The organism is Halomonas sp. SH5A2 (assembly GCF_014263395.1).
GTDB lineage: Bacteria > Pseudomonadota > Gammaproteobacteria > Pseudomonadales > Halomonadaceae > Vreelandella.
Genome location: NZ_CP058321.1, coordinates 2464248 through 2488237, shown reverse-complemented (window position 1 = coordinate 2488237; position 23990 = coordinate 2464248). Strand labels below are relative to the sequence as shown.

At 57.8% G+C, this 23990-nt stretch carries 23 protein-coding genes and 1 tRNA gene; 11 read left to right on the top strand and 13 right to left on the bottom strand.

The window, feature by feature from the left end:
* Positions 1–58: 58 nt before the first annotated feature.
* From pth to HXW73_RS11615, 7 genes are all read right to left on the bottom strand, one after another.
* Complete coding sequence (gene pth, locus HXW73_RS11645; RefSeq protein WP_186253260.1) at positions 59–643, bottom strand: aminoacyl-tRNA hydrolase; 585 nt, start codon at positions 641–643, stop codon at positions 59–61.
* 160 nt (positions 644–803) lie between these two features.
* Positions 804–1466, bottom strand: a complete 663-nt coding sequence (locus HXW73_RS11640; RefSeq protein ID WP_186253259.1) for a 50S ribosomal protein L25/general stress protein Ctc — start codon at positions 1464–1466, stop codon at positions 804–806.
* A 95-nt stretch (positions 1467–1561) separates the two neighbouring features.
* The gene (locus HXW73_RS11635; protein WP_186253258.1) at positions 1562–2503 is read right to left on the bottom strand and encodes a ribose-phosphate pyrophosphokinase; all 942 of its coding nucleotides are present in this window, start codon (positions 2501–2503) and stop codon (positions 1562–1564) included.
* Between the two features lie 58 nt (positions 2504–2561).
* Positions 2562–2636: transfer RNA gene (locus HXW73_RS11630), tRNA-Gln, on the bottom strand.
* Between the two features lie 29 nt (positions 2637–2665).
* Complete coding sequence (ispE, locus tag HXW73_RS11625; protein ID WP_186253257.1) at positions 2666–3514, bottom strand: 4-(cytidine 5'-diphospho)-2-C-methyl-D-erythritol kinase; 849 nt, start codon at positions 3512–3514, stop codon at positions 2666–2668.
* A 10-nt stretch (positions 3515–3524) separates the two neighbouring features.
* Positions 3525–4178, bottom strand: coding sequence for a lipoprotein insertase outer membrane protein LolB (gene lolB / locus HXW73_RS11620; RefSeq protein WP_186253256.1), 654 nt, complete (start codon positions 4176–4178; stop codon positions 3525–3527).
* Positions 4179–4232: 54 nt separating this feature from the next.
* Positions 4233–5987, bottom strand: a complete 1755-nt coding sequence (locus HXW73_RS11615) for a tetratricopeptide repeat protein (RefSeq protein ID WP_240538617.1) — start codon at positions 5985–5987, stop codon at positions 4233–4235.
* Between the two features lie 202 nt (positions 5988–6189).
* On the opposite strand from HXW73_RS11615, the gene hemA reads away from it, so the two are divergent.
* The 5 genes from hemA to HXW73_RS11590 are packed head-to-tail and all read left to right on the top strand — an operon-like array spanning position 6190 to position 10724.
* The gene (gene hemA, locus HXW73_RS11610; RefSeq protein ID WP_186253255.1) at positions 6190–7503 is read left to right on the top strand and encodes a glutamyl-tRNA reductase; all 1314 of its coding nucleotides are present in this window, start codon (positions 6190–6192) and stop codon (positions 7501–7503) included.
* Complete coding sequence (gene prfA, locus HXW73_RS11605) at positions 7500–8588, top strand: peptide chain release factor 1 (RefSeq protein WP_186253254.1); 1089 nt, start codon at positions 7500–7502, stop codon at positions 8586–8588. The genes hemA and prfA overlap by 4 nt, the downstream gene beginning before the upstream one ends.
* Entirely contained in the window at positions 8588–9442 is an 855-nt protein-coding gene (prmC, locus tag HXW73_RS11600; RefSeq protein WP_186253253.1) for a peptide chain release factor N(5)-glutamine methyltransferase, read from the top strand. The genes prfA and prmC overlap by 1 nt, the downstream gene beginning before the upstream one ends.
* 22 nt (positions 9443–9464) lie before the next feature.
* Positions 9465–9965, top strand: a complete 501-nt coding sequence (locus HXW73_RS11595; RefSeq protein WP_085917422.1) for an Lrp/AsnC ligand binding domain-containing protein — start codon at positions 9465–9467, stop codon at positions 9963–9965.
* Between the two features lie 3 nt (positions 9966–9968).
* On the top strand, positions 9969–10724 hold the full coding sequence (locus HXW73_RS11590) for a HesA/MoeB/ThiF family protein (protein ID WP_186253252.1): 756 nt from the start codon (positions 9969–9971) through the stop codon (positions 10722–10724).
* On the opposite strand, the gene HXW73_RS11585 is transcribed toward HXW73_RS11590, so the two are convergent.
* Positions 10721–11293, bottom strand: coding sequence for a bactofilin family protein (locus HXW73_RS11585; RefSeq protein WP_186253251.1), 573 nt, complete (start codon positions 11291–11293; stop codon positions 10721–10723). The two genes, HXW73_RS11590 and HXW73_RS11585, sit on opposite strands and share 4 nt — an antisense overlap.
* A gap of 250 nt (positions 11294–11543) precedes the next feature.
* On the opposite strand from HXW73_RS11585, the gene HXW73_RS11580 reads away from it, so the two are divergent.
* The gene (locus tag HXW73_RS11580; RefSeq protein ID WP_186253250.1) at positions 11544–12077 is read left to right on the top strand and encodes a bactofilin family protein; all 534 of its coding nucleotides are present in this window, start codon (positions 11544–11546) and stop codon (positions 12075–12077) included.
* Positions 12078–12197: 120 nt separating this feature from the next.
* On the opposite strand, the gene ahpF is transcribed toward HXW73_RS11580, so the two are convergent.
* Complete coding sequence (gene ahpF / locus HXW73_RS11575; protein ID WP_186256006.1) at positions 12198–13754, bottom strand: alkyl hydroperoxide reductase subunit F; 1557 nt, start codon at positions 13752–13754, stop codon at positions 12198–12200.
* A 137-nt stretch (positions 13755–13891) separates the two neighbouring features.
* A complete protein-coding gene (gene ahpC / locus HXW73_RS11570) occupies positions 13892–14455 on the bottom strand; it encodes an alkyl hydroperoxide reductase subunit C (RefSeq protein ID WP_186253249.1) in 564 nt (187 codons plus the stop codon).
* Between the two features lie 326 nt (positions 14456–14781).
* Here ahpC and HXW73_RS11565 point away from each other — a divergent pair, with 326 nt between their 5' ends.
* From HXW73_RS11565 to HXW73_RS11550, 4 genes are all read left to right on the top strand, one after another.
* Entirely contained in the window at positions 14782–15885 is a 1104-nt protein-coding gene (locus tag HXW73_RS11565) for a polyamine ABC transporter substrate-binding protein (protein ID WP_186253248.1), read from the top strand.
* A gap of 105 nt (positions 15886–15990) precedes the next feature.
* Complete coding sequence (locus HXW73_RS11560) at positions 15991–17172, top strand: ABC transporter ATP-binding protein (protein ID WP_186253247.1); 1182 nt, start codon at positions 15991–15993, stop codon at positions 17170–17172.
* Between the two features lie 63 nt (positions 17173–17235).
* Complete coding sequence (locus HXW73_RS11555) at positions 17236–18147, top strand: ABC transporter permease subunit (RefSeq protein WP_186253246.1); 912 nt, start codon at positions 17236–17238, stop codon at positions 18145–18147.
* Positions 18144–18980: an ABC transporter permease subunit gene (locus HXW73_RS11550; protein WP_186253245.1), complete on the top strand. Its 837-nt coding sequence runs from the start codon at positions 18144–18146 to the stop codon at positions 18978–18980. Before HXW73_RS11555 ends, HXW73_RS11550 begins: the two co-directional genes overlap by 4 nt.
* On the opposite strand, the gene HXW73_RS11545 is transcribed toward HXW73_RS11550, so the two are convergent.
* The gene (locus HXW73_RS11545; protein ID WP_186253244.1) at positions 18977–19186 is read right to left on the bottom strand and encodes a CPXCG motif-containing cysteine-rich protein; all 210 of its coding nucleotides are present in this window, start codon (positions 19184–19186) and stop codon (positions 18977–18979) included. The two genes, HXW73_RS11550 and HXW73_RS11545, sit on opposite strands and share 4 nt — an antisense overlap.
* A gap of 113 nt (positions 19187–19299) precedes the next feature.
* Between HXW73_RS11545 and HXW73_RS11540 the strand changes: the two genes are divergently transcribed.
* The gene (locus tag HXW73_RS11540) at positions 19300–19725 is read left to right on the top strand and encodes a DUF3617 domain-containing protein (protein ID WP_186253243.1); all 426 of its coding nucleotides are present in this window, start codon (positions 19300–19302) and stop codon (positions 19723–19725) included.
* Between the two features lie 64 nt (positions 19726–19789).
* Here HXW73_RS11540 and HXW73_RS11535 read toward each other — a convergent pair whose 3' ends face one another.
* Together HXW73_RS11535 and HXW73_RS11530 are read right to left on the bottom strand one after the other, a co-directional pair.
* Positions 19790–22903: an efflux RND transporter permease subunit gene (locus tag HXW73_RS11535; protein ID WP_186253242.1), complete on the bottom strand. Its 3114-nt coding sequence runs from the start codon at positions 22901–22903 to the stop codon at positions 19790–19792.
* The gene (locus HXW73_RS11530) at positions 22903–23970 is read right to left on the bottom strand and encodes an efflux RND transporter periplasmic adaptor subunit (RefSeq protein ID WP_186253241.1); all 1068 of its coding nucleotides are present in this window, start codon (positions 23968–23970) and stop codon (positions 22903–22905) included. The genes HXW73_RS11535 and HXW73_RS11530 overlap by 1 nt, the downstream gene beginning before the upstream one ends.
* Between the last annotated feature and the right edge of the window lie 20 nt (positions 23971–23990).

The window sequence follows — 23990 nt, the reverse complement described above, 5'->3', positions numbered from 1 at the left end:
GGCGAGAAATCAATGGCTATTCTACGAGATCAGCCCGCTGCCAGCTACGGGGGTAACGCTACAGCTTGAGACTGTGCAACTGGTTCATAGCTTTGGCCCAGTCACCGGCCAGTGCCGAGGGTAATGTCGCTTGGCATTCTTCGATCGCGCGTTCAATCGCCGCTTGTTCATCCTTGCCAGCGCGGCCTAGCACGTAGTTGGTCACCTGGCGTGCGTCGCCTGGGTGACCGACGCCAATCCGCACGCGGTGAAACTGCTTTTGGTCGCCCAATGCGCTGGCGATATCGCGTAGCCCATTGTGGCCGCCATGGCCGCCACCGCTTTTATAACGCGCCTGACCAGGAGGCAGGTCGAGTTCGTCGTGGGCCACCAGCAGATTTTCGGGGGCAAGTTTGAAAAACTGGCTCAATGCCGCGACAGCAGCGCCGCTGCGATTCATATAGGTAGCGGGCTTGAGAAGATGAACGTCCTGGTCGCCGATGCGCACCTTGGCATAGTGCCCGAGGAACTTCTTTTCTGGACGCAGTTCGTCATGCGCGCTGCGTGCAATGGCATCGACCAGCCAAAAGCCGGCGTTATGGCGCGTTGTCGCATACTCCGGCCCGGGGTTGCCGAGTCCAATGATGGCCGTTACCTGGCTCATTTCCCACCTCCAAAAAATTTCCGGGAGAAATTTTTGACGCCGCGCCAGCCGCGGCCCGAAGAGCGCCAGCCACGGATGGCGGGCTGCAAAAAAAATCAAGCGCCGAAGCGCTTGATTTTAACATTGCTTGGGCCGTGCGGGCACGGCCCACGTTGACAGCTTACTCGGCGCTGTTGTCTTCTTCGCCTTCACTGTCGCTTTCGCTTTCACCGCCTTCTTCTTCGTCTTCGTCAGTAGCACGAACCTTCATCTTGGTGACGCTGAGAATCGCGTTGTCGTGATCTTCACCGTGAGAAAGGTCAACTGAAGTGACGCCTGCCGGCAGGGTCAGGTCTGACAGGTGCAGCGTCGTGCCGACTTCGGCATTGCTGATGTCAATTTCCAGATAGTCAGGAAGATCTTTCGGCAAGCAGCTGATCGCCACTTCGTTAGCAAGAACGTGCAGTTCGCCGTCTTGGTCCTTGATGCCGACACACGCTTCTTCGCCAGTCACGTGCAGCGGCACGTTCATGGTGATTTCGTGGGTGGCGTCAACACGCAGGAAGTCGGCATGGGTCAGCAGCGGCTTGTAGGGGTGACGCTGAAGGTCACGTACCACAACCTGCTCGTTTTTGCCGTCAATCACTAGCGTGATGACCGAGGAGAAGAACGATTCGTCTTCAATCGCCTTGTAAAAGGCGGTTTTTTCGACGGCGATCGACTGTGCGTCTTTGTTACCGCCGTAAACAACGGCCGGTACCTGTTCGTTCGCACGACGCAGGCGGCGGCTCGCACCTTTCCCCAGGTCGTTACGAACACTGGCTTTCAAACTAAAATCAGACATGGAATTGCCTCTTGGTTTAAGTAAGGAAACGCCGCCGCCCGCGACCAGACGACGACGTTCCCAGGAGCCCGTAAGTGGGCTGTGATGTCAGGCGATTAGTGGAACATCGCGCTGACAGATTCTTCATTGCTGACGCGGCGGATGGCTTCCGCGATCAGGCCAGCAACGCTCAACTGACGAATTTTACCGCTCCGCCGAGCTGCGTCGGAAAGCGGTATGGTGTCGGTCACCACGACTTCGTCAAGTTCTGAGTTGGTGATATTGTCGACGGCAGGGCCGGATAATATCGGGTGCGTGGCGTAGGCGACGACGCGCTTGGCACCGTGATCTTTCAGTGCTTCACCGGCTTTGCACAGCGTACCCGCTGTGTCGATCATATCATCGACGACCACACAGGTACGGCCTTCGATTTCACCGATGATGTGCATCACTTGGGCTTGGTTAGCCTGAGGGCGGCGCTTGTCGATGATGGCCAGGTCGGCATTGAGCTGTTTGGCAATGGCGCGAGCGCGGACAACGCCGCCAACATCGGGGGACACCACCACCAGATCGCTGTAGTTCTGACGTTCGATGTCGTCGAGCAGAATCGGCGACCCGTAGACGTTATCGACCGGTACGTCGAAGAAGCCTTGAATCTGGTCGGCGTGCAGGTCCATGGTCATGACGCGGTCAACCCCGGCCTTGACCATCATGTCGGCGACCACTTTGGCCGAGATGGGCACCCGTGCCGAACGCACTCGGCGATCCTGGCGGGCATAGCCAAAGTAGGGCAGTACGGCCGTGATGCGAGTGGCTGAGGCGCGCCGCAGGGCGTCGACCATCAGGATCATCTCCATCAAGTTGTCGTTAGTCGGCGCGCAGGTGGACTGCAGGATGAAGACATCCTTACCGCGCACGTTCTCATTGATCTCGACCGCGATTTCACCGTCGCTGAATTGACCCACCGTGGCGTTACCCATACGGCTGTCCAAGCTCTCGGCAATTTTTTGAGCGAGTTCGGGATTGGCATTCCCGGCGAAAACCATCAATTTTGACACGCGCAGCCACCTTTGCAGTGTTGGGGTTCAGGGAGAAAAACGCTGGTCAGCGTCAGGTTGGCTGGGGTACCAGGATTCGAACCTGGGAATGCCGATACCAAAAACCGGTGCCTTACCACTTGGCTATACCCCAGTAATGACCTGATGCGATGACCGGGCGATTCAGCAGCCCAAAGCATCATGTAGAGGAGAGGTGTTGAGTCCGCGAGCTACCCAGGCAGGTCCGTGATGGCCCGCCGCCTCGGCTACTGCGTATGCGGTCTGCGCATCATCGAATGCCGCAAACACACAGGCACCTGTGCCGGTTAACCGGCTTGGTGCATGCTGTGATAGCCAGTCTAGCGCTTGTGCAATGGCTGGATAGTGCTGTTTGACCACCGCTTCACAGTCATTGCTCCACTCTGACGCTCCCCCCTGCAGTGCGCGCGCCATAGTAATGGGGCGGCTGTCGCGTGTCAATTGCGGGTCCTGGAATACCGCCTTTGTCGAGACGTTAACACCGGGATGAATGATTACAAACCAGGGGGTGTCGAGGCTCACCGGCGTGAGCTGTTCGCCGACGCCCTCGGCCCAGGCGCTGTGACCATGAACAAAGACCGGGACATCGGCACCTAGCTTTAGCCCAAGTGTTGCGAGTTCGTCGAGCGAGAACCCAAGCTGCCAGAGTGTGTTGAGGCCCACGAGTGTCGTGGCGGCGTCGGAGCTGCCGCCTCCCAGGCCACCGCCCATCGGCAGTTTTTTGTCCAGAGCCAGCGTGGCACCCAGGCGAGTGCCGCTCTCCTGTTGTAACAGCTTGGCAGCCCTTACGATCAGGTTATCGCTGTCGGCGACGCCGGGCACGCGGTTTACCAGCTTTATCATCCCGTCATCGCTAGCGCTAAGCGTTAGCTGATCGCATAGGTCGATAATCTGAAACAGCGTTTGCAGACAATGGTAGCCGTCTTCACGGCGGCCGGTAATATGCAAAAGCCGATTCAGCTTGGCGGGCGCGGGAAGCGTCAGGGTTGTCATGATGCTTGGCTTACTGACCTTCTTCGTCCGTGGAACGCCATTCGTTGACGACCAGGGTGATGCGAATCTCGTCGTAATTCATCACCAGGCGACGTGGCAGCCACATGCCTTCGAATTGTTCCCAATCACGATAGTCGATTTCCCAGCCGTCCTGGGATAAATGACTGGGGAAGCCGAATTCGTCGGTTTCCATCTGGTAGTTGTCATTGTTGCCTGGCAGGCCGCGCACCCAGTCGGGCATGGCGCTGACGGGCAGCGCCCAGCCGAGTTGCTCTTCCATCAGGGCTTCGGGGGTTTCGGCCTCGAAACGGCCTTCACTATTGGACAGCGAAAAGCGCCCCTCGCGTCCTTCCAGCACGTTGCGTCCACCGCCAAAAGGACCGCTTATCAGCATGCGGAAATAGTGCGGGTGCTGATTCCAGTCGAGGTTGGCGCTGGTGTTTTCGTCAGGGGTGCGCAACCCGGCCTTACCCACCAGGGTCCAGGTGTCAAAGTCGTTTACCCGGTCTTCCTGGGCGTCCCAGTCACCGGCTTGACGGCCGCTGTCGTCCTGCGGGGCTTGAGTGGCGCACCCGGCGAGTAATAATGCCGCCGCGCAGGCCACAAGCCTTGATGCCCGACGCAAGGGGTGGGGCAGTATATAAGTGGAAGCAATAGTGGGCATGTCGGACTCCTTGTCAATTCATCGGTCAACGGCTATCACGCGGCCGGAGACGTTTTAGAGGTGGTTTGCTGGGTCGAGTTCGGGATAGCGCTGTATTAATCCATCAATCGTCGGATGGTCCTGGGTGCGCTGTTGTACGTCATGGATGATTTGGCGTGCTTCGTCGCTGCGCCCCAGGGCATGCAGCACCTCGGCAAGATGGCCAGCAATTTCCTGGTCGGGCATGCGGGCATAGGCTTTTTCGAGCCAGGGGAGGGCTTTCTCAGCATCGCCCAGGCGGTAATACACCCAGCCAAGGCTGTCGAGGACCGCGGGGTTGTCACCATCCAGCGCATAGGCGCGCTCAATCAGCTCGCGGGCTTCGTCAAGGCGGTCAGGAAGATCGAGATCCGCCAGGGTGTACCCCAGCGCATTGAGCGCCACGGCATTGTCGGGTTCGATGCGTAGCACATGGCGCAGGTCTTCCTCCATCTGTTCAATATCGCCCATTTCCCAGGCGCGCATCGCGCGGAAGTATAGTAGGTCGGTGTCGTCTGGGGTGCGTGTTAGCTCACGGGTAAGAAGGGCATTGGCCTCATCGGTCCGGCCCAGTTCGTCGAGTAGTTGTACTTCCAGTTTGACCAGATCGCTGAAGTAATCGTCGTGACGCATGCGCTCGACACGCAAAAAGGCACGTGCGTCGATGAGACGATCGTCATCAATGAGCATTTGCGCCGCCGTGGCGCGAGCGGGCAGGAATTCCTCACCGCTGTCGACCTGCCGATAGTAAAGCAGTGCGTTGTCGGTGTCGCCTTTCGACTGTGCAATCACACCGAGCAAATAGTAGGCCAGGTTGGGCGTATCATCCCGGCCCATCAGCGGCTGTAGAAGCCGCTGTGCGGGGTCGGGGTGGCCCTCATCCAGATACAGTTGGGCAAGGGCGACCCTTAATGCATCGCTGCCTGTGTGTCGGTCGAGCAGGGCGTCAGTTTGCTGTTGGGCAGCATCAAGATTGTCGAGTCGAATCTCGGCCTGAGCCAGCAGTAATAAAAAGCGCACGTCATCGGGGTTGTCCTGCAGGCCTTGCTGGGCCGCTTGGCGAGCCTTGCCGGGGTTGCCGGTTTCAAATGCCAGTTGGCCTTCTACCAGCAGTAAGGAGGGACGCTCGCTCAAGCCTGAGGCTTGGTCGAGATAGCCGCGGGCTCGTTCAGTGCGCCCGAGCGCCGCTTCCCAGAGCGCCGCCGCTAGCAGGGCATCGGCTTGTTGTGCCGGCTCGCTGGACGATGTCTGGTTCAAATGTGCGACAAGGCGGCTCAGCAGTCGGTTGAGCGGGCCCTGTTCGGCGATGGCGGTTTCGGCGAAACCGGTGAGTTCGCCATCCTGATTGGCTTCACTCAAGGCCAGGCGGCGCTCCAGGCTTTCCATCCAATCGCCCTGTTGCAGCGAAAGAGCGGCGAGAAGCCGATTGGGGGTGTCGGCCCCGGGGTTCAGTTTTTTCCAGCTCTGTGCCGCCTCTTCGATCAGGCTTTCGTCGTTGCTGAAGCGCGCGGCAAAAGTGGCGCGCTCAGCCAGTGCCTCGGCGCCGTAGCGTCTAGCGGCTTCAAGGTAGCCTTGGCTGGCCCGCTTGAAGTCGCCGCGCTGCCCGGCAAACTCTGCTTGCAACAGCGTGCTTAAGCCAGCAGCGTCCAGCCCCTGCGTAACGGGCGGGGCGTTATCCATGGGGTCAGCAGTTAGCGAAAGCCGCTCGTCGTTGGCATTGGGCGACAGCTGGCAGCCACTCACTGATAACGTGATAGTGGCCAGGGAAAATAGTAGCAGACGTGGTGGCATGCGGGTCTCAATCAGTTGGCCGAGTGCTCAGCATAGCGGCTTGCCTGCCTGCGGCAAAGTGGTGTGCGCCAGATCATTCTGTGCTGTGATAAGATAGTGCACTTTATCGTGCGGCGTTTAGCCCTCATATTCTCTGTCCAGACTTGCCCGAGCAAGCCCAAATTGACGTGAAGACCGACACACTAGCGAAGACGCCTAACCCATGACGCTCCTTGCCCTGGGAATTAATCATCGCACCGCCAGCATCGCCGTGCGCGAACAGGTTGCCTTTACACCGGCGCAGCTCGACCACGCGCTGATGGAACTGCGTGCGCTACCGCAAATCAGTGAGGCAGCGGTACTGTCGACCTGTAACCGGACAGAACTGTATTGCGTGACTGACGCAGCAGGCGAAAAAGTCGTCCTCGACTGGCTGAGCCGCTTTCATCGGTTACAGGTCGATGAGCTGACCCACTGTGCCTACCACTACCTGGATAATGAGGCGGTTCGCCACCTGATGCGCGTTGCCGTGGGGCTCGATTCCATGGTGCTGGGCGAGCCGCAAATTCTTGGTCAACTCAAAGAAGCCTACCAGCAGGCCCGTGAAGCCCAAGGCCTGGGCAGCGAGCTCGAACGGTTATTCCAGCATACCTTTGCCGTGGCCAAGCAGGTGCGCACGGAAACCGGTATCGGCAAAAACCCGGTGTCCGTGGCTTACGCCGCGGTCAGTATGGCCAGCCGGATTTTTGATGATTTTGGTCGTTCAAAAGCGTTGTTGATCGGGGCAGGTGAAACCATCGAGCTGGTCGCCCGGCACCTCCATGAAGCTGGGGTGCGAAAGCTGACGGTGGCCAACCGGACCCGTGAGCGCGCCGAGAAGGTATCAGCGCCGCTCGGCGGCACGGCGATTACCCTGCCGGAGATTCCGGCCGCACTGGAAGAAGCGGATATCGTTATTTCCTCCACGGCGGCGCCGTTGCCTATTCTAGGCAAGGGCATGGTCGAGCGCGCCCTTAAAAAACGTCGTCATCGCCCGGTGTTCATGGTCGATATTGCCGTGCCACGTGATATCGAGCCCGAAGTGGGAGATCTCGCCGATGTGTTCCTGTATACCGTTGATGACCTTGAAGAGGTTATTCAGGAAAACCGTCGTCATCGTCAGGTGGCCGCTGATCAGGCAGAGTCACTGATTGAGCATGGCGTCAGCGGCTGGCAGCATGAACGGCGCATTCGTCACGGTGGTGAGCTTATTCGCGGTTATCGCCGCCACGGGGAGTCGCTGCGGGATACAGCGCGAGACCAGGCGCTCGAGCGGCTGGCGCGTGGCGAGGACCCGACAAAGGTTGTCGAGCGTCTGGCCCATCAACTTGCCAACCGGCTGATGCACCAGCCGACACAAACGCTGCGCGATGCGGCGTCTCAGGAAGATCACGCGCTATTGGAAGCAGCGCCGCGCCTGTTAATGCCGCCCAAGCCTGCCTTTGAGAAACCCTCGACATCGACGGCCAATCGCCAGAAGGATGATACGCCCGCATGAAAGAAACACTGCGCCAACGTTTAGATAGCTTTGCCGACCGATTCGAAGAGCTGTCAATGCTGTTGTCTGACCCCGAGGTGATTCAAGATCAGCAGCGTTTTCGCGATTACTCCCGTGAATACGCCGAGCTCGACGACCTAGTAGGGGCTTGGCAGCGCTATCGCCGCATCGAAAACGATATTGACGCAGCGCAGCAGCTTAGCCAGGACAGCGACCCCGAGATACGCGAACTCGCTGAGATGGAGATCGACGACGGGCGCGAGCAGTTGGACGCGTTAGATGTAGAACTCAAACGACTGCTGGTACCCAAAGACCCTGATGACGGTCGTAGCGTTTACCTGGAAATCCGTGCGGGTACGGGCGGCGATGAAGCCTCATTGTTTGCCGGTGACCTGTTTCGCATGTATTCCCGGTATGCTGAAAAGCGCGGCTGGCGGGTGGAAGTCGTTAGTGCCAGCCACGGCGAGCAAGGCGGCTACAAAGAAATTATCTCGCGGGTGAAAGGCGACAGCGTCTATGCCCGGCTGAAGTTTGAGTCGGGGGCGCACCGTGTCCAGCGCGTCCCCGCCACCGAATCCCAGGGGCGGATCCACACGTCGGCGTGTACCGTGGCCGTGATGCCCGAAGTCGACGACGTGGGCGATGTGGACATCAATACATCTGACTTGCGCGTCGATACCTTTCGCTCCAGCGGCGCGGGCGGCCAGCACGTCAACACCACCGACTCGGCGATTCGCATTACCCACCTGCCATCAGGGGTGGTCGTTGAGTGCCAGGAAGAGCGCAGCCAGCATAAAAACCGTGCCAAGGCGATGTCGCTGCTGGCGGCCAAATTGAAGCAAAGCGCCCAGGACGCGCAGCGCCAGAACCAGGCCGATACCCGCCGCTCGCTGGTCGGCTCGGGCGATCGCAGTGAGCGAGTTCGCACCTATAACTTTCCCCAGGGGCGGATTACCGATCATCGCATCAACCTGACACTGTACAAATTAACCGAAGTGGTGACCGGCGAGCAGCTCGATGACGTGATCGACCCGCTGGTGCACGAGTATCAGGCGGAGCAGTTATCCGCCTTGCAGGGCGCTTGATGACCCTGGATGCGCTGCTCAAACAGGCAACTGAGAGGCTTGCAAACGCAGGCTCGCCCAGCGCGCGGCTGGATGCCGAGGTGTTGCTCGGGCATGTCATCGAGCGTAACCGTACCTGGCTGTATACCTGGGGCGATAAAGCCTGTTCAACGTGGCAACAGGCGCGATTCGATGCGCTTGTGGCTGCCCGCGCCCAGGGCTATCCCGTGGCCTACTTGACCGGGGAGCGCGAATTTTGGGGCCTGCGCCTCATGACGTCGCCGGATACGCTTATTCCCAGGCCCGATACCGAAACACTGGTGGCGTTGGCGTTAAGCCGTGCGGCGCAACCGCATGGCCGTTTGCTGGATATCGGGACGGGAACGGGGGCGATTGCCCTGGCGTTTGCCAGCGAACGGCCCGGTTGGCAGGTGACCGGCGTGGACCTGCTCCCCGCCGCCGTCGCGCTGGCGCAAACAAATGCCAAAAAGCTGGGCCTTGGCAATGCCTGTTTCCAGCAAAGTGACTGGTTTAGTGCCTTTTCTGCGCCCCCTGAAGCGGCGGCGTTCGATATGATCGTCGCCAATCCGCCGTATATAGCGGCGGATGATCCGCATTTGAAACGCGGAGACGTGCGTTTTGAACCAGCGTCTGCCCTGGTGGCCGACGCCGATGGCATGGCTGATTTGCTGCATCTTATCGTCACGGCAAAGGCTTACCTGTCCGATTCCGGTTGGCTGATGCTTGAACACGGTTATGGCCAAGCCGCCGAACTTCGCGAGGCCATGCAGGTAGCGGGCTATCAAAACGTTGAAACGGTTCGCGACCTGGGAGGCCATGAACGCGTTACGCTAGGCTTTTTAACTACCGCCTGATTCTTCAGTAATGGATCCTGCCATGAAAGCAAAAAACAAAACGCTGGACCGCATCGATTTAAAAATCCTGCGCTGTCTGCAGGAAAATGCGCGAATTTCGTACGTCGACCTGGCCACCGAGGTGGGGCTTTCGACCACCCCTTGCCTGGAGCGGGTCAAGCGTCTTGAAAAAGCCGGTATTATTCGCGGCTATCAAGCGATTCTCGACCCCCAGGCGCTCAAGGCGAATTTACTGGTGTTTGTGGAGATAAGCCTGGAAACCCAGTCGCCCGCCGTTTTCGATGAGTTTCGACGCGCCGTCGAAAAACTGCCGCAGATTCAGGAGTGCCACCTGGTTTCCGGGCAGTTTGATTACATTTTAAAGTGCCGTATTCCTGAAATGTCGGCGTACCGCCAGTTGCTCGGTGATGTCGTCTTGACCCTGCCGGGCGTCAAGGAGTCGAAGAGTTACGTGGTCATGGAGGAGGTGAAAGAAAGCTTCAGCCTGCATGTGCCTGAGTTTGAGGAATTCGAGGAAAAGTAGCTGATGATGGATGATCCTGCACTGCTGCGCTATAGCCGCCAGATTATGCTGCCAGAGGTGGATATCGACGGTCAGGAGCGGCTGATCGATAGCCATGCGCTGATTGTCGGGGCCGGTGGCTTAGGGTCGCCGGCGGCCCTGTATCTGGCGGCGGCGGGGGTTGGGCATATCACGCTGGTCGATGCGGATAGCGTCGAGCTTTCCAATCTGCAGCGTCAAATTGCCCACCAGCAGGCGAGTATCGGCCACAACAAGGCCGATTCTGCCAAGGCCAGTATGCAGGCGCTCAACCCCGAGTGCAGTGTCAGTACTGTCGTGGAGCACGCCCAGGGTGAACGGCTCGAGCGGCTTGTCGCTACCGCCGATGTGGTGCTCGACTGCACGGATCGCTTTTCCAGCCGTTATGCCATCAATGCGGCCTCGCAAAAAGCCAGGGTGCCGCTGGTCTCCGGGGCCGCGATTCGCTTTTCCGGTCAACTGGCAGTGTTTGACCCGCGCCAGCCCGATGCGCCCTGTTACGCCTGCTTGTACCCACCCGACGGGCAAGGCGACGATGCGTTGAGCTGTGCAGAAAGCGGCGTGATGGCACCCTTGGTCGGCGTGATTGGCTGTTTTCAGGCCGTTGAGGCGTTCAAGCTGCTAAGTGGTGCAGGCAAGGCCCACCAGGGGCTTTCGCTGTTCGATGCGCTAAGCGGGCACTGGCGGCACTTTAACTTACCCAAAGATCCGGCCTGCCCGGTGTGCGGGCCCGCCCATTAAAGGGTGTCGGTTTCTTCATTCTTGGCGGGGCCGTCAGCCGGGAGGCTGACTTTCTGCGGGTCCTGTGGCTTTAACGACTCGTTTTTACCCTTGCTGTTGACGCCCTTTGACGGTTGCGATGAAAAGACGCTGGTGAAAACGTCGTTATCGGGGTTCATGTCGATGCTGCCATGAAAGACGCTGCCGTCCTCCAGAACGAGGCAGGGAGTGGTGAGGGTGCCGGTCACCTGCGCTCCGTCATGTACCGTTATCTTATGCAGGGCAATCAGGTTGCCGTCTACGCTACCCGAAACACGCAAGGTATGCGCGTAGGCATCGCCACTGAGGCTGCCATTTTTGCCAAGTGTCACGGTGTGTTGTTTGCAGGTCACGACGCCAGTGATCTGGCCTTCGATGGTAATGTCTTCGTCGCTATTGATATCGCCATGAACCTGCGTATTGCTGCCAATGACCGAGGTGCTTTGCCGTGCCGTCGTGGGCAGACTGACGGTCTCCTCGGTATGCGGCATTTTTTGTTGAGTGTCAGTCGTGCTGTGTGGCGCGGTAGGCGGTTTGGTTTTACTGAACATGCAATATACCTGTCGGGGTTGAGGGCGGTTGCCATGGCGTCAATAGAATGATGATGGCTGCGTTTCATGAGTTATTATTAATTTACGCTGAACATTGTTAAGTCAAAGCGCAAAGATAACGCGCAACTCGCCTTGTATTCTTGACGTCAGCCTATCAGCTTGGGTCTATAACATTGAGGCTGAATGAAAAGCGGGGGCATCGTATCTCATGGGTATTGAATCATGGCTGATTTTGCTTGGCGTTGCGGTAATGACGTTGATTATTGTGGATGGTAGACGTAAAAAACTGAAAAAAAGGGCGGCGAGCAACCCTAGCGCGTTAAACGTAAACGCTCGAACCGATGACGCAGCGACCGTTGATAATGTGCTGACCCTGCCTGCTTTGTCTGATGCGTTCACGCCGCCTGACGCATCGCCCCTTCGCGACGGTTGTGTATCGCTTGAGCCCCCCCGCAGAGAGGGAAGTTATCTGGGGGTCGCGACGCAGATAGCAGGCAAGATCATTGCCAATGAAAGTGTGTCGATTAAAGGGCGCTTCGTGGGAGCTGTAATTGCAAAGCATCAACTGATTCAGTTGAGCGCCAGTAGTGTGGTCAGCGCTGACCTGGAGGGAGGTCACGTTTGTATCGATGGCCATCTGGACGGTGATGTCCATGCCAGTGACAGATTGACACTGATGCCGAGTGCCAACGTGCGTGGTGCGATGTTAACGAACCGCTTTGAATGCCATTCAGGTGCAAACGTCACAGGTACCGTCGCAGCTTGTCAGCCTACGAGTCGGTGACACAAAAAAGCCCGCTAGGCAGCGGGCGCGACGTCAGCGTGATCAACGTCAAAGGGAACCTATCCATCAACGTAGTTAGCGACTACTTGTGGATCGGTCAGGGGACTTTGGGGTAGGCGCCTAGAGGCGTATCAGATAGTCAAAGGCGCCCAGCGAGGCCTTGGCACCTTCGCCCATGGCAATGACGATCTGTTTGTAAGGCACGGTGGTGACGTCACCGGCGGCAAAAATACCCGGTACCGATGTCATGCCGTGTGCATCGACAATGATTTCGCCGTGCGGGCTCATCTCGATGGGCGAACCTTTTAGCCACTCGGTATTGGGTACCAGGCCAATCTGCACAAAAATACCTTCGAGCGCGACGTGTTTGATCTCATCGTTGGTGCGGTCTTTGTAGGTCAAACCATTCACCCGGCTGCCGTCGCCGTTCACTTCGGTGGTCTGGGCGTTGAGGATAATATCCACGTTGGGCAGGCTTTTGAGCTTTTTCTGCAGGATGGCGTCGGCGCGCATTTCCCCCATGAACTCGATCAGGGTTACGTGCCCGACAATGCCTGCCAGGTCGATCGCGGCCTCTACGCCGGAATTGCCGCCGCCAATCACGGCGACATGTTTGCCCTTGAAAAGCGGACCATCGCAGTGCGGGCAATACGCCACGCCTTTGTTACGGTAGGTCTGCTCACCAGGCACGTTCATTTCACGCCAGCGCGCGCCAGTGGCCAGCACCAGGGTCTTGCTTTTAAGCGTGGCGCCGGACTCCAATGTCACTTCGTGCAGGCCGCCTTCGGTATCGGCAGTTTTGAGCGAAGTGGCGCGCTGAAGGTTCATCACGTCCACTTCGTAATCCTTGACGTGTTCTTCAAGCGCGCTGACCAGCTTGGGCCCTTCGGTGTGCGATACCGAGATGAAGTTTTCAATGCCCATGGTGTCGGCCACCTGACCGCCAAACCGCTCGGCAGCAATACCTGTAGTGATGCCTTTGCGCGCCGAGTAGATAGCGGCAGCGGCGCCGGCGGGCCCGCCGCCAATCACTAGGGTGTCAAAGGCGGCTTTTTCGCTAAGCTTTTTGGCTTCGCGCTCGACGGCACCGGTATCCACTTTGGCAAGAATTTGCTCAAGGGTCATGCGGCCTTGATCAAAGGGTTTGCCATTAAGGTAGATGCTGGGCACCGACATGATCTCGCGGTCTTCTACCTCGTCTTGGAACAGCGCGCCGTCGATGGCAACGTGGCGAATATTGGGGTTGAAAATCGCCATCAGGTTGAGTACCTGGACGACATCGGGGCAGTTCTGGCAAGACAGGGAATAGTAGGTTTCGAAGATCAGTTCCTGATCAAGCGCGCGGATCTGGTCGAGGACATCATCACTGGTCTTGGGCGGGTGCCCGCCCACCTGCAGCAGCGCCAAGACGAGCGAGGTGAACTCGTGGCCCATGGGAATGCCCGCAAACACGACACCAGTGTCTTCGCCGGGCCGGGTAATGGCGAAAGAAGGTGTACGAGGATTGTTGCCTTCCGTCGACAGAGTGATCTTGTCGCTCAAGCCGCTGATGTCTTGTAGCAGGCCGAGTAATTCCTTCGATTTATCACCGTCATCCAGCGAGGCGACAAGCTCAAGCGGATGCGTTACTTTTTCCAAATACGCTTTTAGCTGATCTTTTAAATTGGCGTCGAGCATGATCGAAACAACCTCTTGGCTTGCAAAGGTGTATGACGGCAACTGGGTCGTCGTTTCAGGGGTATCAGACAACGGCACCCGGGTGATGCCCGGGTGCCTGTCGAAAAACTAACGCGTTGCGGCGCAGTTAAATAGCGTTAGATCTTGCCGACCAGATCCAGCGATGGTGCGAGGGTCTCTTCGCCTTCTTCCCACTTGGCAGGGCAGACTTCGTTCGGGTTGGCGCGTACGTATTGAGCGGCTTTCACCTTGCGCAGCAGCTCTTCGGCGTTGCGGCCAATGTTACCAGCGTTGATTTCAACGATCTGAATCTTGCCGTCGGGATCGACAACGAAGGTGCCGCGCTCGGCGAGACCCGCGTCTTCAATCAGGACTTCAAAGTTGCGTGAAATGCGCAGCGTCGGGTCGGCAATCATGGGGAATTGCAGCTTGCCGATAGTTTCAGAGCTGTCGTGCCATGCCTTGTGCGTGAAGTGCGTATCGGTGGAGACGCTGTAGATTTCGACGCCGAGCTTCTTGAACTCGTCATAGTGATCTGCCAGATCGCCAAGCTCAGTGGGGCAGACAAAGGTGAAGTCGGCTGGGTAGAAGAAGAAGATGCTCCACTGACCCTGTAGATCGGCATCAGAAACGTCAACGAACTCTCCGTTAAAATAAGCGGTAGCGTTGAACGGTTTAACTTCAGAATTGATCAAAGACATTCAGAACATCTCCATTGGTAGCGAATGACAGTAAAAAGTATTGACCATTAGACTAAGGGCTAAGCCGTATCTAATGAAATTGGAAAAAAACATCGAATAGATAGGGAGAGGCTATTGATAGAGCTCGCGTACGTCAATTTGGCGTATTGCGCTACGCCGGGGGGTGGCACTGGCTGGCTTCAAGCATAATACTTTTTTGTGCATTGTCTTGCGATAGCGGGCCCCGCGCCGCAAAATTCGCACGGTCGACCGCCCAATGGTGAACGGGCAGGGTAAACAAAGCCTTACTTGGTTTTATCGTTAGTTTCACTAAAAGGAGCAGGTAAATGGGGAACATACACAAACTTTCCGGGGCCGTTGCGGCCATTTCACTTGCCGCAGCGGCAACCACCGTTAATGCTGATGAAGTCCGGGTATACAACTGGTCCGACTATATTGCGCCCGATACGTTGGAAAAGTTCACGGAACGCACTGGTATCGACGTCACTTATGACGTGTTCGACAGCAACGAAATACTGGATGCGGCGTTACTTTCAGGCCGGTCCGGCTATGATGTGGTGGTGCCGTCCACCTACTACCTCACTCGGCAAATGAAAGCCGACGTCTACCAGCCGCTGGACCACGATAAAATCCCTAACTTAAAGCATTTGAACCCGGCACTGATGGAAAACCTGGAACAGGTTGATCCAGGCAGCGAGTACTCGGTGCCTTATATGTGGGGAACCAACGGTATTGGTTACAACGTCGATCGCGTCGAAGAAATTCTGGGTGAAGACGCTCCCGTCGATAGTTGGGCATTGCTTTTTGACCCTGAGATTACCGGACAACTCAGCGAGGCCGGTTGCGGGCTGTCGATGCTGGATTCCGGCGATGAAATGCTCTCACCCGCAATGGTTTATCTGGGCTTGGACCCGACAAATGAAAGCCGTGAAGACCTGGAAGCGGCAGGTGAGTTACTCGCTAAAGTGCGTGATGACATCACCTACTTCCACTCGTCTCGCTATGTGTCCGACCTGGCCAACGGCGATATTTGTGTCGCGGCGGGTTACTCAGGGGATATTTTCCAGGCGGCCGACCGGGCTGAAGAAGCCGGGCGTGACTTTGAGATTGCTTACAGCATCCCCAAAGAAGGCGCGGCACTGTGGTTTGACATGATGGCGATTCCCGCCGATGCACCCAATCCTGATAACGCCCATGCCTTCATCAACTTTATTCTTGACCCGCAAATCGCCGCCGAAATAACCGAGTACGTGCGGTATGCCAACCCCAACGCTGCGGCGGATGAATATCTTTCTGATGAGATTCTCAACGATCCTGCCATCTACCCTGATACCGATGTGATGGATAACCTCTACGTGCAGGTTGAAAAGCCCCAGGACATCCAGCGCGCTCGCACTCGTATCTGGAACCGCGTAAAATCTGGCCGCTAAGATACGTTCATCCGACGGCGAGCCCAGGCACCTTTAAGATTGGCCTGGGCTCGCTGTTCGTTTTTTGATTGCCCGTTTTCTGCGGGCTTTTGATGGGAGTGGCGAATGGTGACTACGCCCCTATCGAACGACGCGTCATCCAATCCTCCTACCAATACGGCTGCAATGCGCGCCCTGGGCAAAGCCCCTCGGTTCGCGGACGACATCGTGTTGGAGGTGAAGCGGCTAAGCAAACGCTTCGATGACGCCTTGGCGGTAGATGACGTCAATCTGCAGGTAAAGCGCGGTGAGATTTTTGCCCTGCTGGGTGGCTCTGGCTCTGGCAAGTCGACGCTGCTGCGTATGTTGGCGGGCTTTGAAACGCCCAGTGAGGGGCGTATCTTGCTGGGTGGCGACGATATTACCGCCATGCCGCCGCACAAGCGGCCCATCAACATGATGTTTCAGTCCTATGCGCTGTTTCCGCATTTAACCGTGGCTCAGAACATCGCGTTTGGGCTCAAGCAGGACAAACTGCCCAAGGCGGATATCGAGGCGCGGGTCGCACACATGCTCAAGCTGGTGCATATGGAACGGTTTGCCAAGCGCAAGCCGCACCAGCTTTCCGGCGGCCAGCGCCAGCGTGTGGCACTGGCCCGCTCGCTGGCCAAACGCCCCAAACTGCTGCTGCTTGATGAGCCGATGGGGGCGCTGGACAAGAAACTGCGTACCGAAATGCAGCTGGAAGTCGTTGAGATCATTGAGCAAGTTGGGGTGACGTGCATTATGGTCACCCACGACCAGGAAGAAGCCATGACGATGGCCGACCGTGTGGCGATCATGGCCGATGGCTGGATCGAACAGGTCGGGTCGCCCATTGATATCTACGAAAGCCCGGTCAGCCGCATGGTGGCCGAGTTTGTGGGCACCGTAAACTTGTTCGAGGGCGAGATCGTCGAGGACGCTGCCGACCACTGCAAGATTGTGTCGCCAGTGCTTGAACGACCGATTTATATCGACCACGGGATTACCACTCAGGCCGCGGACCGTCGCGTATGGGCTGCGCTAAGGCCCGAGAAGATCTGGCTGACCCGCGAGTGCCCATCCACTGCCCATAACTGGAGCGAAGGCACTGTGGAAGATATCGCCTATCTGGGCGGTTTTTCGCTTTATTACGTGCGCACCCCCAGCGGTCAGCTGATTAAGGTCAGCATGGCCAACACTGAGCGTCGCGGCGACAGGCCCACCTGGGAAGACCATGTGTACGTGTACTGGGAGGATCATAGCGCCATGGTGCTGAACCGTTAGCATGGGCACCTTACTCGTCTATGAAAAGCGCCTTTCGCGGTGGGTGCTCAGGAGATCGCCTAAATGATGCCTTCTCGCTTTTCCGCCACGCTGAAACGCTTGCAGTTGGGGCGGCGTGCGGTTATTGCGTTGCCACTACTGTGGCTGACGCTATTCTTTCTGCTGCCCTTTGCGCTGGTGCTGAAAATCAGTTTCTCCGAGGCTGCCATCTCGGTGCCGCCGTACGGGCCCTTGGTTGAGGTTGTCGATCAAACCCTTAATATTGCGCTCAACCTGGGTAATTACCTGTTTCTGGCATCGGATTCGCTGTATGTGGCGGCGTATTGGGGGTCGCTGAAAACCGCCTTTATCTCGACCCTGGCCTGCCTGCTGATGGGTTACCCCATGGCCTACGCAATGGCGCGGACCAGTGCACGCTGGCAGATGATCTTGTTGTTATTGGTGATGCTGCCATCCTGGACGTCGTTTCTGATCCGGATCTATGCCTGGATGGGTATCCTCAGCAACAGCGGCTTACTGAATAACCTGCTGATAGGCACCGGGCTGATCGATTCCCCTTTGCGCATGATGAATACCCAGTTCGCGGTGATTATCGGGATTGTCTATGCCTACCTGCCCTTTATGGTGCTACCGCTCTACGCTCACTTGACGCGGCTGGACAATGCGTTGCTCGAGGCAGCCTCAGACCTGGGGTCGCGTAAGCTGAATACCTTCATCAAAATCACGTTGCCGCTGTCGATGGGGGGCATTATTGCCGGCTCCATGCTGGTGTTCATTCCCGCTGTCGGCGAGTTTGTGATCCCTGAACTGTTGGGTGGGCCGGATACATTGATGATCGGCAAGGTGCTGTGGCAGGAATTCTTCAACAATCGCGATTGGCCGGTGGCCTCGGCGCTTGCAATGGTCATGTTGCTGCTGTTGTTGATCCCGATCGTCTGGTTTCACCGTCATCAGTCACGGGAGTTGAACGAATGAGCCTTGCCAAGCCGCACTTTCGTTTTACCAGCATCATGCTGGTTCTTGGGCTGCTCTTCCTGTACGTGCCGATGCTGGTGCTGGTGGTCTACTCGTTTAACGCCTCCCAGCTGGTGACGGTATGGGCGGGATTCTCCACCCAATGGTACGGGGAGCTGTTTCGCGATGAGCAGATTCTTTCGGCGATATGGATGAGCCTGCGCATTGCTTTTTTCTCCGCCAGCATGGCGGTATGCCTGGGGACCATCGCGGCGTTTGTGATGACCCGCTATGGGCAATTTCGCGGCAAAACGGCGCTTTCCACCATGATTACCGCCCCCTTGGTAATGCCGGAGGTGATCACCGGGCTGTCGTTATTGCTGCTGTTCGTGCAAATGGCCCAAATCACCGGTTGGCCCGCCGACCGGGGGATGGCGACCATCTGGATCGCGCATACCACCTTTTGCAGTGCTTACGTGGCCGTGGTGGTGGCAGCCCGCCTGCGTGAGATTGACCGGTCTATCGAAGAGGCCGCGATGGACCTGGGGTCGCCGCCGATGAAAACCTTCTTCTGCGTTACCTTGCCGGTTATCGCCCCGGCCTTGGTAGCCGGTTGGCTATTGGCGTTTACGCTGTCGTTGGATGACCTGGTGATTGCCAGCTTTGTATCGGGGCCAGGGGCCAATACGTTGCCAATGGTGGTGTTTTCATCGGTGCGGATGGGCGTGTCACCCAAGATCAATGCGCTGGCGACGCTGATCATTTTAGCGGTATCGCTGGCAACGCTGCTGGCGTGGTACATCATGCGTCGCAACGAAGCCAAGCGCCAGCAGGTGTTGAAAGCGTCGAATTAAAGCACATCGTCATCGCTACCCAGACTCACGCTTTCCAGCTCGCCGGTGACCAGCGATACCTCGATCGCCAACTGGATGGGCGCGCAGCACTGGTGGCAATCCTCCCAGGTAACGTGACTGCCCTGTGAGGCATCAATCAATAGTGTTAACAAGGTATCGCAGTAGGGGCAGTAGGCTTCATACTCTACTAAGGTGTCTTCTTGCATGGCGCGATCCTTTCGTAAGTGACATTTTAGTGTAGCAGCCGTGTCATCGAGAGGCATTGCCGTATGCAATGAGTTAGGCTAAACGCCGTTTTATAACGCAATGGAGAGCAGCGATGAAGTTACGACAGGTGGCCTTAGCGGCCTTAATGGCCTTGCCGGTAGCCGCATGGGCGGAAACACCCAACATAACGCCTGGGTCATGGGAATTTGTCAGCACCACGACCGTGAGCGGGGACATGCCGATTCCGGACCAGACCGACACCGAGCAGCAGTGCATCACCCAGCAAGATCTGGACGATGCCGATCTGGGCTTTATTGAAGAAGAGGAAGGCTGCGAGCTGCTGAACCAGGACACCAGTGCGGACGGTCTTTCCTACAGCATGGTTTGCCGGGCTGACGGCGGCGAAGCCAACATTGATGGTGATATGCAGTTCATGGGTGAGCGCATCGAAGGCTCCGTTGATATCATGACCCAGTCGCCAATGGGTGAGCTGAACATGCAGACCCAGATTGACGGTCAGCGCCTAGGCGATTGTTAAGCTTAGCCAGACGCGAAACGCAAAATGAGGGCGCTCCATCAGGTGCGCCCTTTTGTTTGATTGGCTAGCGTTCCGGTGGCGACTGGGCGATTTCATGCTCCAGGCGACGTTTGACGGCGCCTGGCGAGCCACTGTGCCGAGACAGTAAATCGTAGGCGACGGGCACCACGAACAGCGTGAACAGCGTGGCAGCCCCCACCCCGGCCATGATGACAATACCAATCACATAGCGCGACTCGGCACCCGGCCCGCTCGATACGATCAGCGGAATCGCCCCCGCCATGGTGGTGATGGCGGTCATTAAAATCGGCCGCAGACGAGTGACCGAGGCTTCTATGAGGGCGTCACGGAATGCCTTGCCTTCATCGCGCAGCTGATTGGCGAACTCGACGATCAGGATGCCGTTTTTAGCGGCGAGGCCAATCAGCAGTACCAGCCCCACCTGGCTATAAATATTCAGCGATTGACCGGTTAACCACAGCGCCAACAACGCGCCGCTCATGGCCAGCGGCACCGTGAGCATGATGACCAAGGGGTGAATGAAGCTTTCAAACTGGGCGGCCAATACCAGAAATACCACCAGTCCGCCCAGAACCAGCAGGAAGGTGGTGGCACCGCTGGCGTTCTGGAAATCCCGTGATGCCCCGGCGACATTGGTCTGCGCTTCTTCAGGCAGCAGCGAATCCGCGCTTTGTTCAAGGTAGGTGAGGGCTTCTCCCAGTGGGTAGCCATCCGCCAGGTTGGCTTCGATGGTGATCGAGCGCACGCGGTCGAAACGGTTAAGCGTACTCGCCCCTGCGGCGTCGCTTAATGTCACAAGACTCGCCAGAGGAATAAGCTCACCCGAGCGCAGCGAGCGGACCTGAATGTTATCCAGTGAGCGGGGACTGTTCTGGCTGGCGCGATCGCCTTCAACGATGACATCGTATTCTTCACCGTTATCGACATAGCGGGTGACGTTGCGCCCACCCAGCAGCACTTCCAGCGTGCGGCCAATCTCGCTCACCGTGACCCCCAGAGCGGCGGCGCGCTGCTCGTCTATCTCTACATTGAGCTGCGGCTGCGTCTCGTCGTAGTTGCTTTCGATGGCGCGAATGCGTGGGTTATCGTCGCGGATATGATTAATCAGTCGGTCGCGCCATTCGGCCAATTCTTCGTAGGTCCCTCCACCGAGCACAAACTGCACGGGCTTTTGGGTGCGTTGTCCGAAGCCCTGGCGCATGACCGGGAATGCCTGGACGCCGGGCAGGGTGTTCAAGGAAGCGCGAACATCGTCCATGATCGCCCAGGCGCTCCGGCGACTGCCCCAGTCAGCCATGTTGACGATGATGAAACCGCTGTTGAAGTTTTCAATATTGCCGTAGCCGCGTGGCGCGCGCACGACAACCCGCTCCAGCTCGCCGCTGTCGACCATCGGCGTCAAACGGGCTTCCACTTCATCCATGTAATCCATCATGTAGTCGAAGGTGGCGCCTTCCGGTCCATTGACCAGCACAATAAAGTTACCCCGGTCTTCCTGAGGGGTGTACTCGTTGGGCAGTAGCTGGCTTAACCAGGCGGTCAGTGCAATCAGCAGTCCAAAGACGGCGACTACCCAGCTGCGCCGCGCGAGCAGAACTTCGAGTAACGAGCGATAACAACGCTGGGTGCTGCGCATGATGCGTTGCACGTGTTTGGAAAGACGGCTGTCGTGCATGCGCGGCGAGAGTATTTTAGACGCCATCATCGGTGTCAATGTCAGCGCCAGCAAAGTGGAGATGGCGACCGCTGCGGCCATGGTAAGGGCAAACTCGGAAAATAACCGCCCAATATCGCCCTGCAGCATGCTGAGCGGCACAAATACGGCGATCAACACCAAGGTGGTGGCAATCACCGCAAAGGCGATCTGGCGGGTGCCCCGAAACGCGGCTACCAGCGGTGTTTCGCCTTCGTCGTGCATGCGTCGGTTGATATTTTCCAGGACGACAATGGCGTCATCGACGATCAATCCGATCGCCAGTACCAGTGCCAGCAGGGTCAGCAGGTTGATGGAAAAGTTCATGACCGCGAGCGCGGTAAAGGCGCCGATGATGGCGATTGGCACGGTAACCGCCGGAACCAGGGTGGTGCGCAGGTTGCCCAAAAACAAGAACATGACCACGATAACCAGCACCATTGAGATCAATAACGTCAATACAACCTGCTTGATGGCTCCCGAGACGAATACCGACGCGTCGTAGTTCAAGCTGAGTGACATCCCGTCGGGAAGCGTCGATTGCAGGCGCTCAAGTTCTTGGCGTACTGCGCCTGAGAGCTCGACGACGTTGGCAGTCGATTGCATGATCATGCCGAGACCGACCATGGGAACGCCGTTGGCACGGAAGACCGTGCGGTCCTCTACGGAGCCAACCTCGACGCGGGCAACGTCTCCTAGGCGCACCAGGTAGCCATCGTTGCCTTCTACAAGCGGGAGTGACTGAAAGTCATCGGCGGTTTCAAAAGTGCGCGGTAGGCGAACGATGAATTGGCGATCCTCGGATTCGATGGCACCCGCTGGGAGTTCGACGTTTTCGGCCCGAAGTGAATCTTCAATATCGCCAACGGTTAAATTCCGTGCCGCCATGGCGTTGCGGTCAATCCATACGCGCATGGCATAGTCGCTGCCACCGCCCACGCGCACCCTAGCCACTCCTGGTTGCACCGAGAGGCTATCCACCAGAAAGCGGTTGGCATAGTCGGTCAGTTCGGTTATCGAGTAGCCATCCCCCGAAAGGCTTAACCACACGACGACTTCCTCGCTGCTGTCGGCTTTGCTTACCTCAGGGTTCTCGGCATCGTCGGGCAGGTTGCGCAACGCGCCGCCGATCCGGTCGCGCACGTCGTTGGCTGCCGCGTCGATGTCCATGGTCAGGGCAAATTCGATATCGATGCGTGAGCGGCCGTCCTCGCTTTCAGAGGTGATAAGGTCGATTCCTTCCACCCCGGCAATGCGGTCTTCGAGCACCTGAGTAATGCGTGTTTCAACGACGCTTGCCGACGCGCCGGGGTAGCGGGTATCAATACTCACGACCGGCGGGTCGACGGTGGGGTATTCCTGAAGGGGTAAGCGGTCAAGCGCCAGCAAGCCAAAGGCAATGATCAAAGCGGCCATCACCACCGCCAGGACAGGGCGCTGAACCGAGATATCCGATAAGCGCATCAGCGATCTGCCTTGAGTAAGTCACGCACGCTGGTATCTTCGTCCAGGAGGCCAATCAGTCTTACCGCTTGACCATCGCGGGCTCGCTGCAGGCCATGCACCACGACGATATCATTGGCCGCTAACCCTTGGTTAATTTCCACTTCGCCTGAACGCCGCTCGCCTAGTTCGACGCTTTGCTGGCGCAGCCGAGGGGCGCTTTCGTGGTCGTCGATCAGCATTACGAAGTGGCGATTGCCATTGGGTTGGACGGCGGCTTCAGGCACGACCACGCTTTGCCGGGGCTGCTGGCGAACCACGACTTCCATCAGCATACCAGGGCGCAGCTGGTCATCGGCGTTATCGATTTCAGCGCGAACGCCAATGCTACGGGTCACCGGGTCAACACGCGTCCCCAGACTGGCAATTTCACCGTTAAAGACCTCGTCTGGATAGGCGGCGGTGGTGGCGCTGAGCGATAACCCAGGCGCAAGTCGGTTGAGATAGGTTTCCGGTACGCTGAAATCCAGCTTCATGACGTCCAGTTTATCCAACGTGATCAGCGCCATGCCCGGCGTCACCAATGCGCCAGGACTGACGTTGCGGGTGCCGACCCGGCCGCTGAACGGAGCGGTCAATCGGTAATCCTCAAGACGTGCGCGTAAGGCGGCAATTTCAGCCTCGGCCTGGTCGACGCGCGACTGGTTATCTTCGACATCGGCCCGCGCCGCCAGATTGCGGTTCTGTAACTCAGAAGCGCGTCCCAGGGCGTTACGCCGCTCGTCTAGGAGCGCTTGGGCGGCTCTTAAACGTGCCTGCTCTTCAGCGTCCTGCAGGTGAATGAGCGTATCGCCCTCGGTCACGCGCTGGCCGTCCTGAAAATTGATCTTGGCGATGGTGTCGGTGACGGTGGCCGATAGCGTCACGCTTTCATCGGCGCGCAACGTTCCCAATGCTTCAATGGGGTCGGACCAGGCGTCAAGCGAGGCACGAACACCAATCACGCTGGGCTCGGATTGAGCCAGGCTGACAATGGGGAGCGTGATGAGCAGCAGCGCGGCAATCAGGCGGCGACACAATAAAGGCATAGGTCTCTCTGCAATACGTG

Coding starts and splice junctions, on each gene's coding strand:
- HXW73_RS11555 (WP_186253246.1), top strand. CDS start 17,236: ATGATGCCTTCTCGCTTTTCCGCCACGCTGAAACGCTTGCAGTTGGGG.
- HXW73_RS11530 (WP_186253241.1), bottom strand. CDS start 23,970: ATGCCTTTATTGTGTCGCCGCCTGATTGCCGCGCTGCTGCTCATCACG.
- HXW73_RS11535 (WP_186253242.1), bottom strand. CDS start 22,903: ATGCGCTTATCGGATATCTCGGTTCAGCGCCCTGTCCTGGCGGTGGTG.
- HXW73_RS11550 (WP_186253245.1), top strand. CDS start 18,144: ATGAGCCTTGCCAAGCCGCACTTTCGTTTTACCAGCATCATGCTGGTT.
- HXW73_RS11580 (WP_186253250.1), top strand. CDS start 11,544: ATGACGTTGATTATTGTGGATGGTAGACGTAAAAAACTGAAAAAAAGG.
- HXW73_RS11540 (WP_186253243.1), top strand. CDS start 19,300: ATGAAGTTACGACAGGTGGCCTTAGCGGCCTTAATGGCCTTGCCGGTA.
- HXW73_RS11590 (WP_186253252.1), top strand. CDS start 9,969: ATGATGGATGATCCTGCACTGCTGCGCTATAGCCGCCAGATTATGCTG.
- HXW73_RS11585 (WP_186253251.1), bottom strand. CDS start 11,293: ATGTTCAGTAAAACCAAACCGCCTACCGCGCCACACAGCACGACTGAC.
- prfA (WP_186253254.1), top strand. CDS start 7,500: ATGAAAGAAACACTGCGCCAACGTTTAGATAGCTTTGCCGACCGATTC.
- prmC (WP_186253253.1), top strand. CDS start 8,588: ATGACCCTGGATGCGCTGCTCAAACAGGCAACTGAGAGGCTTGCAAAC.
- lolB (WP_186253256.1), bottom strand. CDS start 4,178: ATGCCCACTATTGCTTCCACTTATATACTGCCCCACCCCTTGCGTCGG.
- HXW73_RS11595 (WP_085917422.1), top strand. CDS start 9,465: ATGAAAGCAAAAAACAAAACGCTGGACCGCATCGATTTAAAAATCCTG.
- ahpF (WP_186256006.1), bottom strand. CDS start 13,754: ATGCTCGACGCCAATTTAAAAGATCAGCTAAAAGCGTATTTGGAAAAA.
- HXW73_RS11640 (WP_186253259.1), bottom strand. CDS start 1,466: ATGTCTGATTTTAGTTTGAAAGCCAGTGTTCGTAACGACCTGGGGAAA.
- HXW73_RS11560 (WP_186253247.1), top strand. CDS start 15,991: ATGGTGACTACGCCCCTATCGAACGACGCGTCATCCAATCCTCCTACC.
- pth (WP_186253260.1), bottom strand. CDS start 643: ATGAGCCAGGTAACGGCCATCATTGGACTCGGCAACCCCGGGCCGGAG.
- HXW73_RS11615 (WP_240538617.1), bottom strand. CDS start 5,987: ATGCCACCACGTCTGCTACTATTTTCCCTGGCCACTATCACGTTATCA.
- HXW73_RS11565 (WP_186253248.1), top strand. CDS start 14,782: ATGGGGAACATACACAAACTTTCCGGGGCCGTTGCGGCCATTTCACTT.
- ahpC (WP_186253249.1), bottom strand. CDS start 14,455: ATGTCTTTGATCAATTCTGAAGTTAAACCGTTCAACGCTACCGCTTAT.
- ispE (WP_186253257.1), bottom strand. CDS start 3,514: ATGACAACCCTGACGCTTCCCGCGCCCGCCAAGCTGAATCGGCTTTTG.
- HXW73_RS11545 (WP_186253244.1), bottom strand. CDS start 19,186: ATGCAAGAAGACACCTTAGTAGAGTATGAAGCCTACTGCCCCTACTGC.
- hemA (WP_186253255.1), top strand. CDS start 6,190: ATGACGCTCCTTGCCCTGGGAATTAATCATCGCACCGCCAGCATCGCC.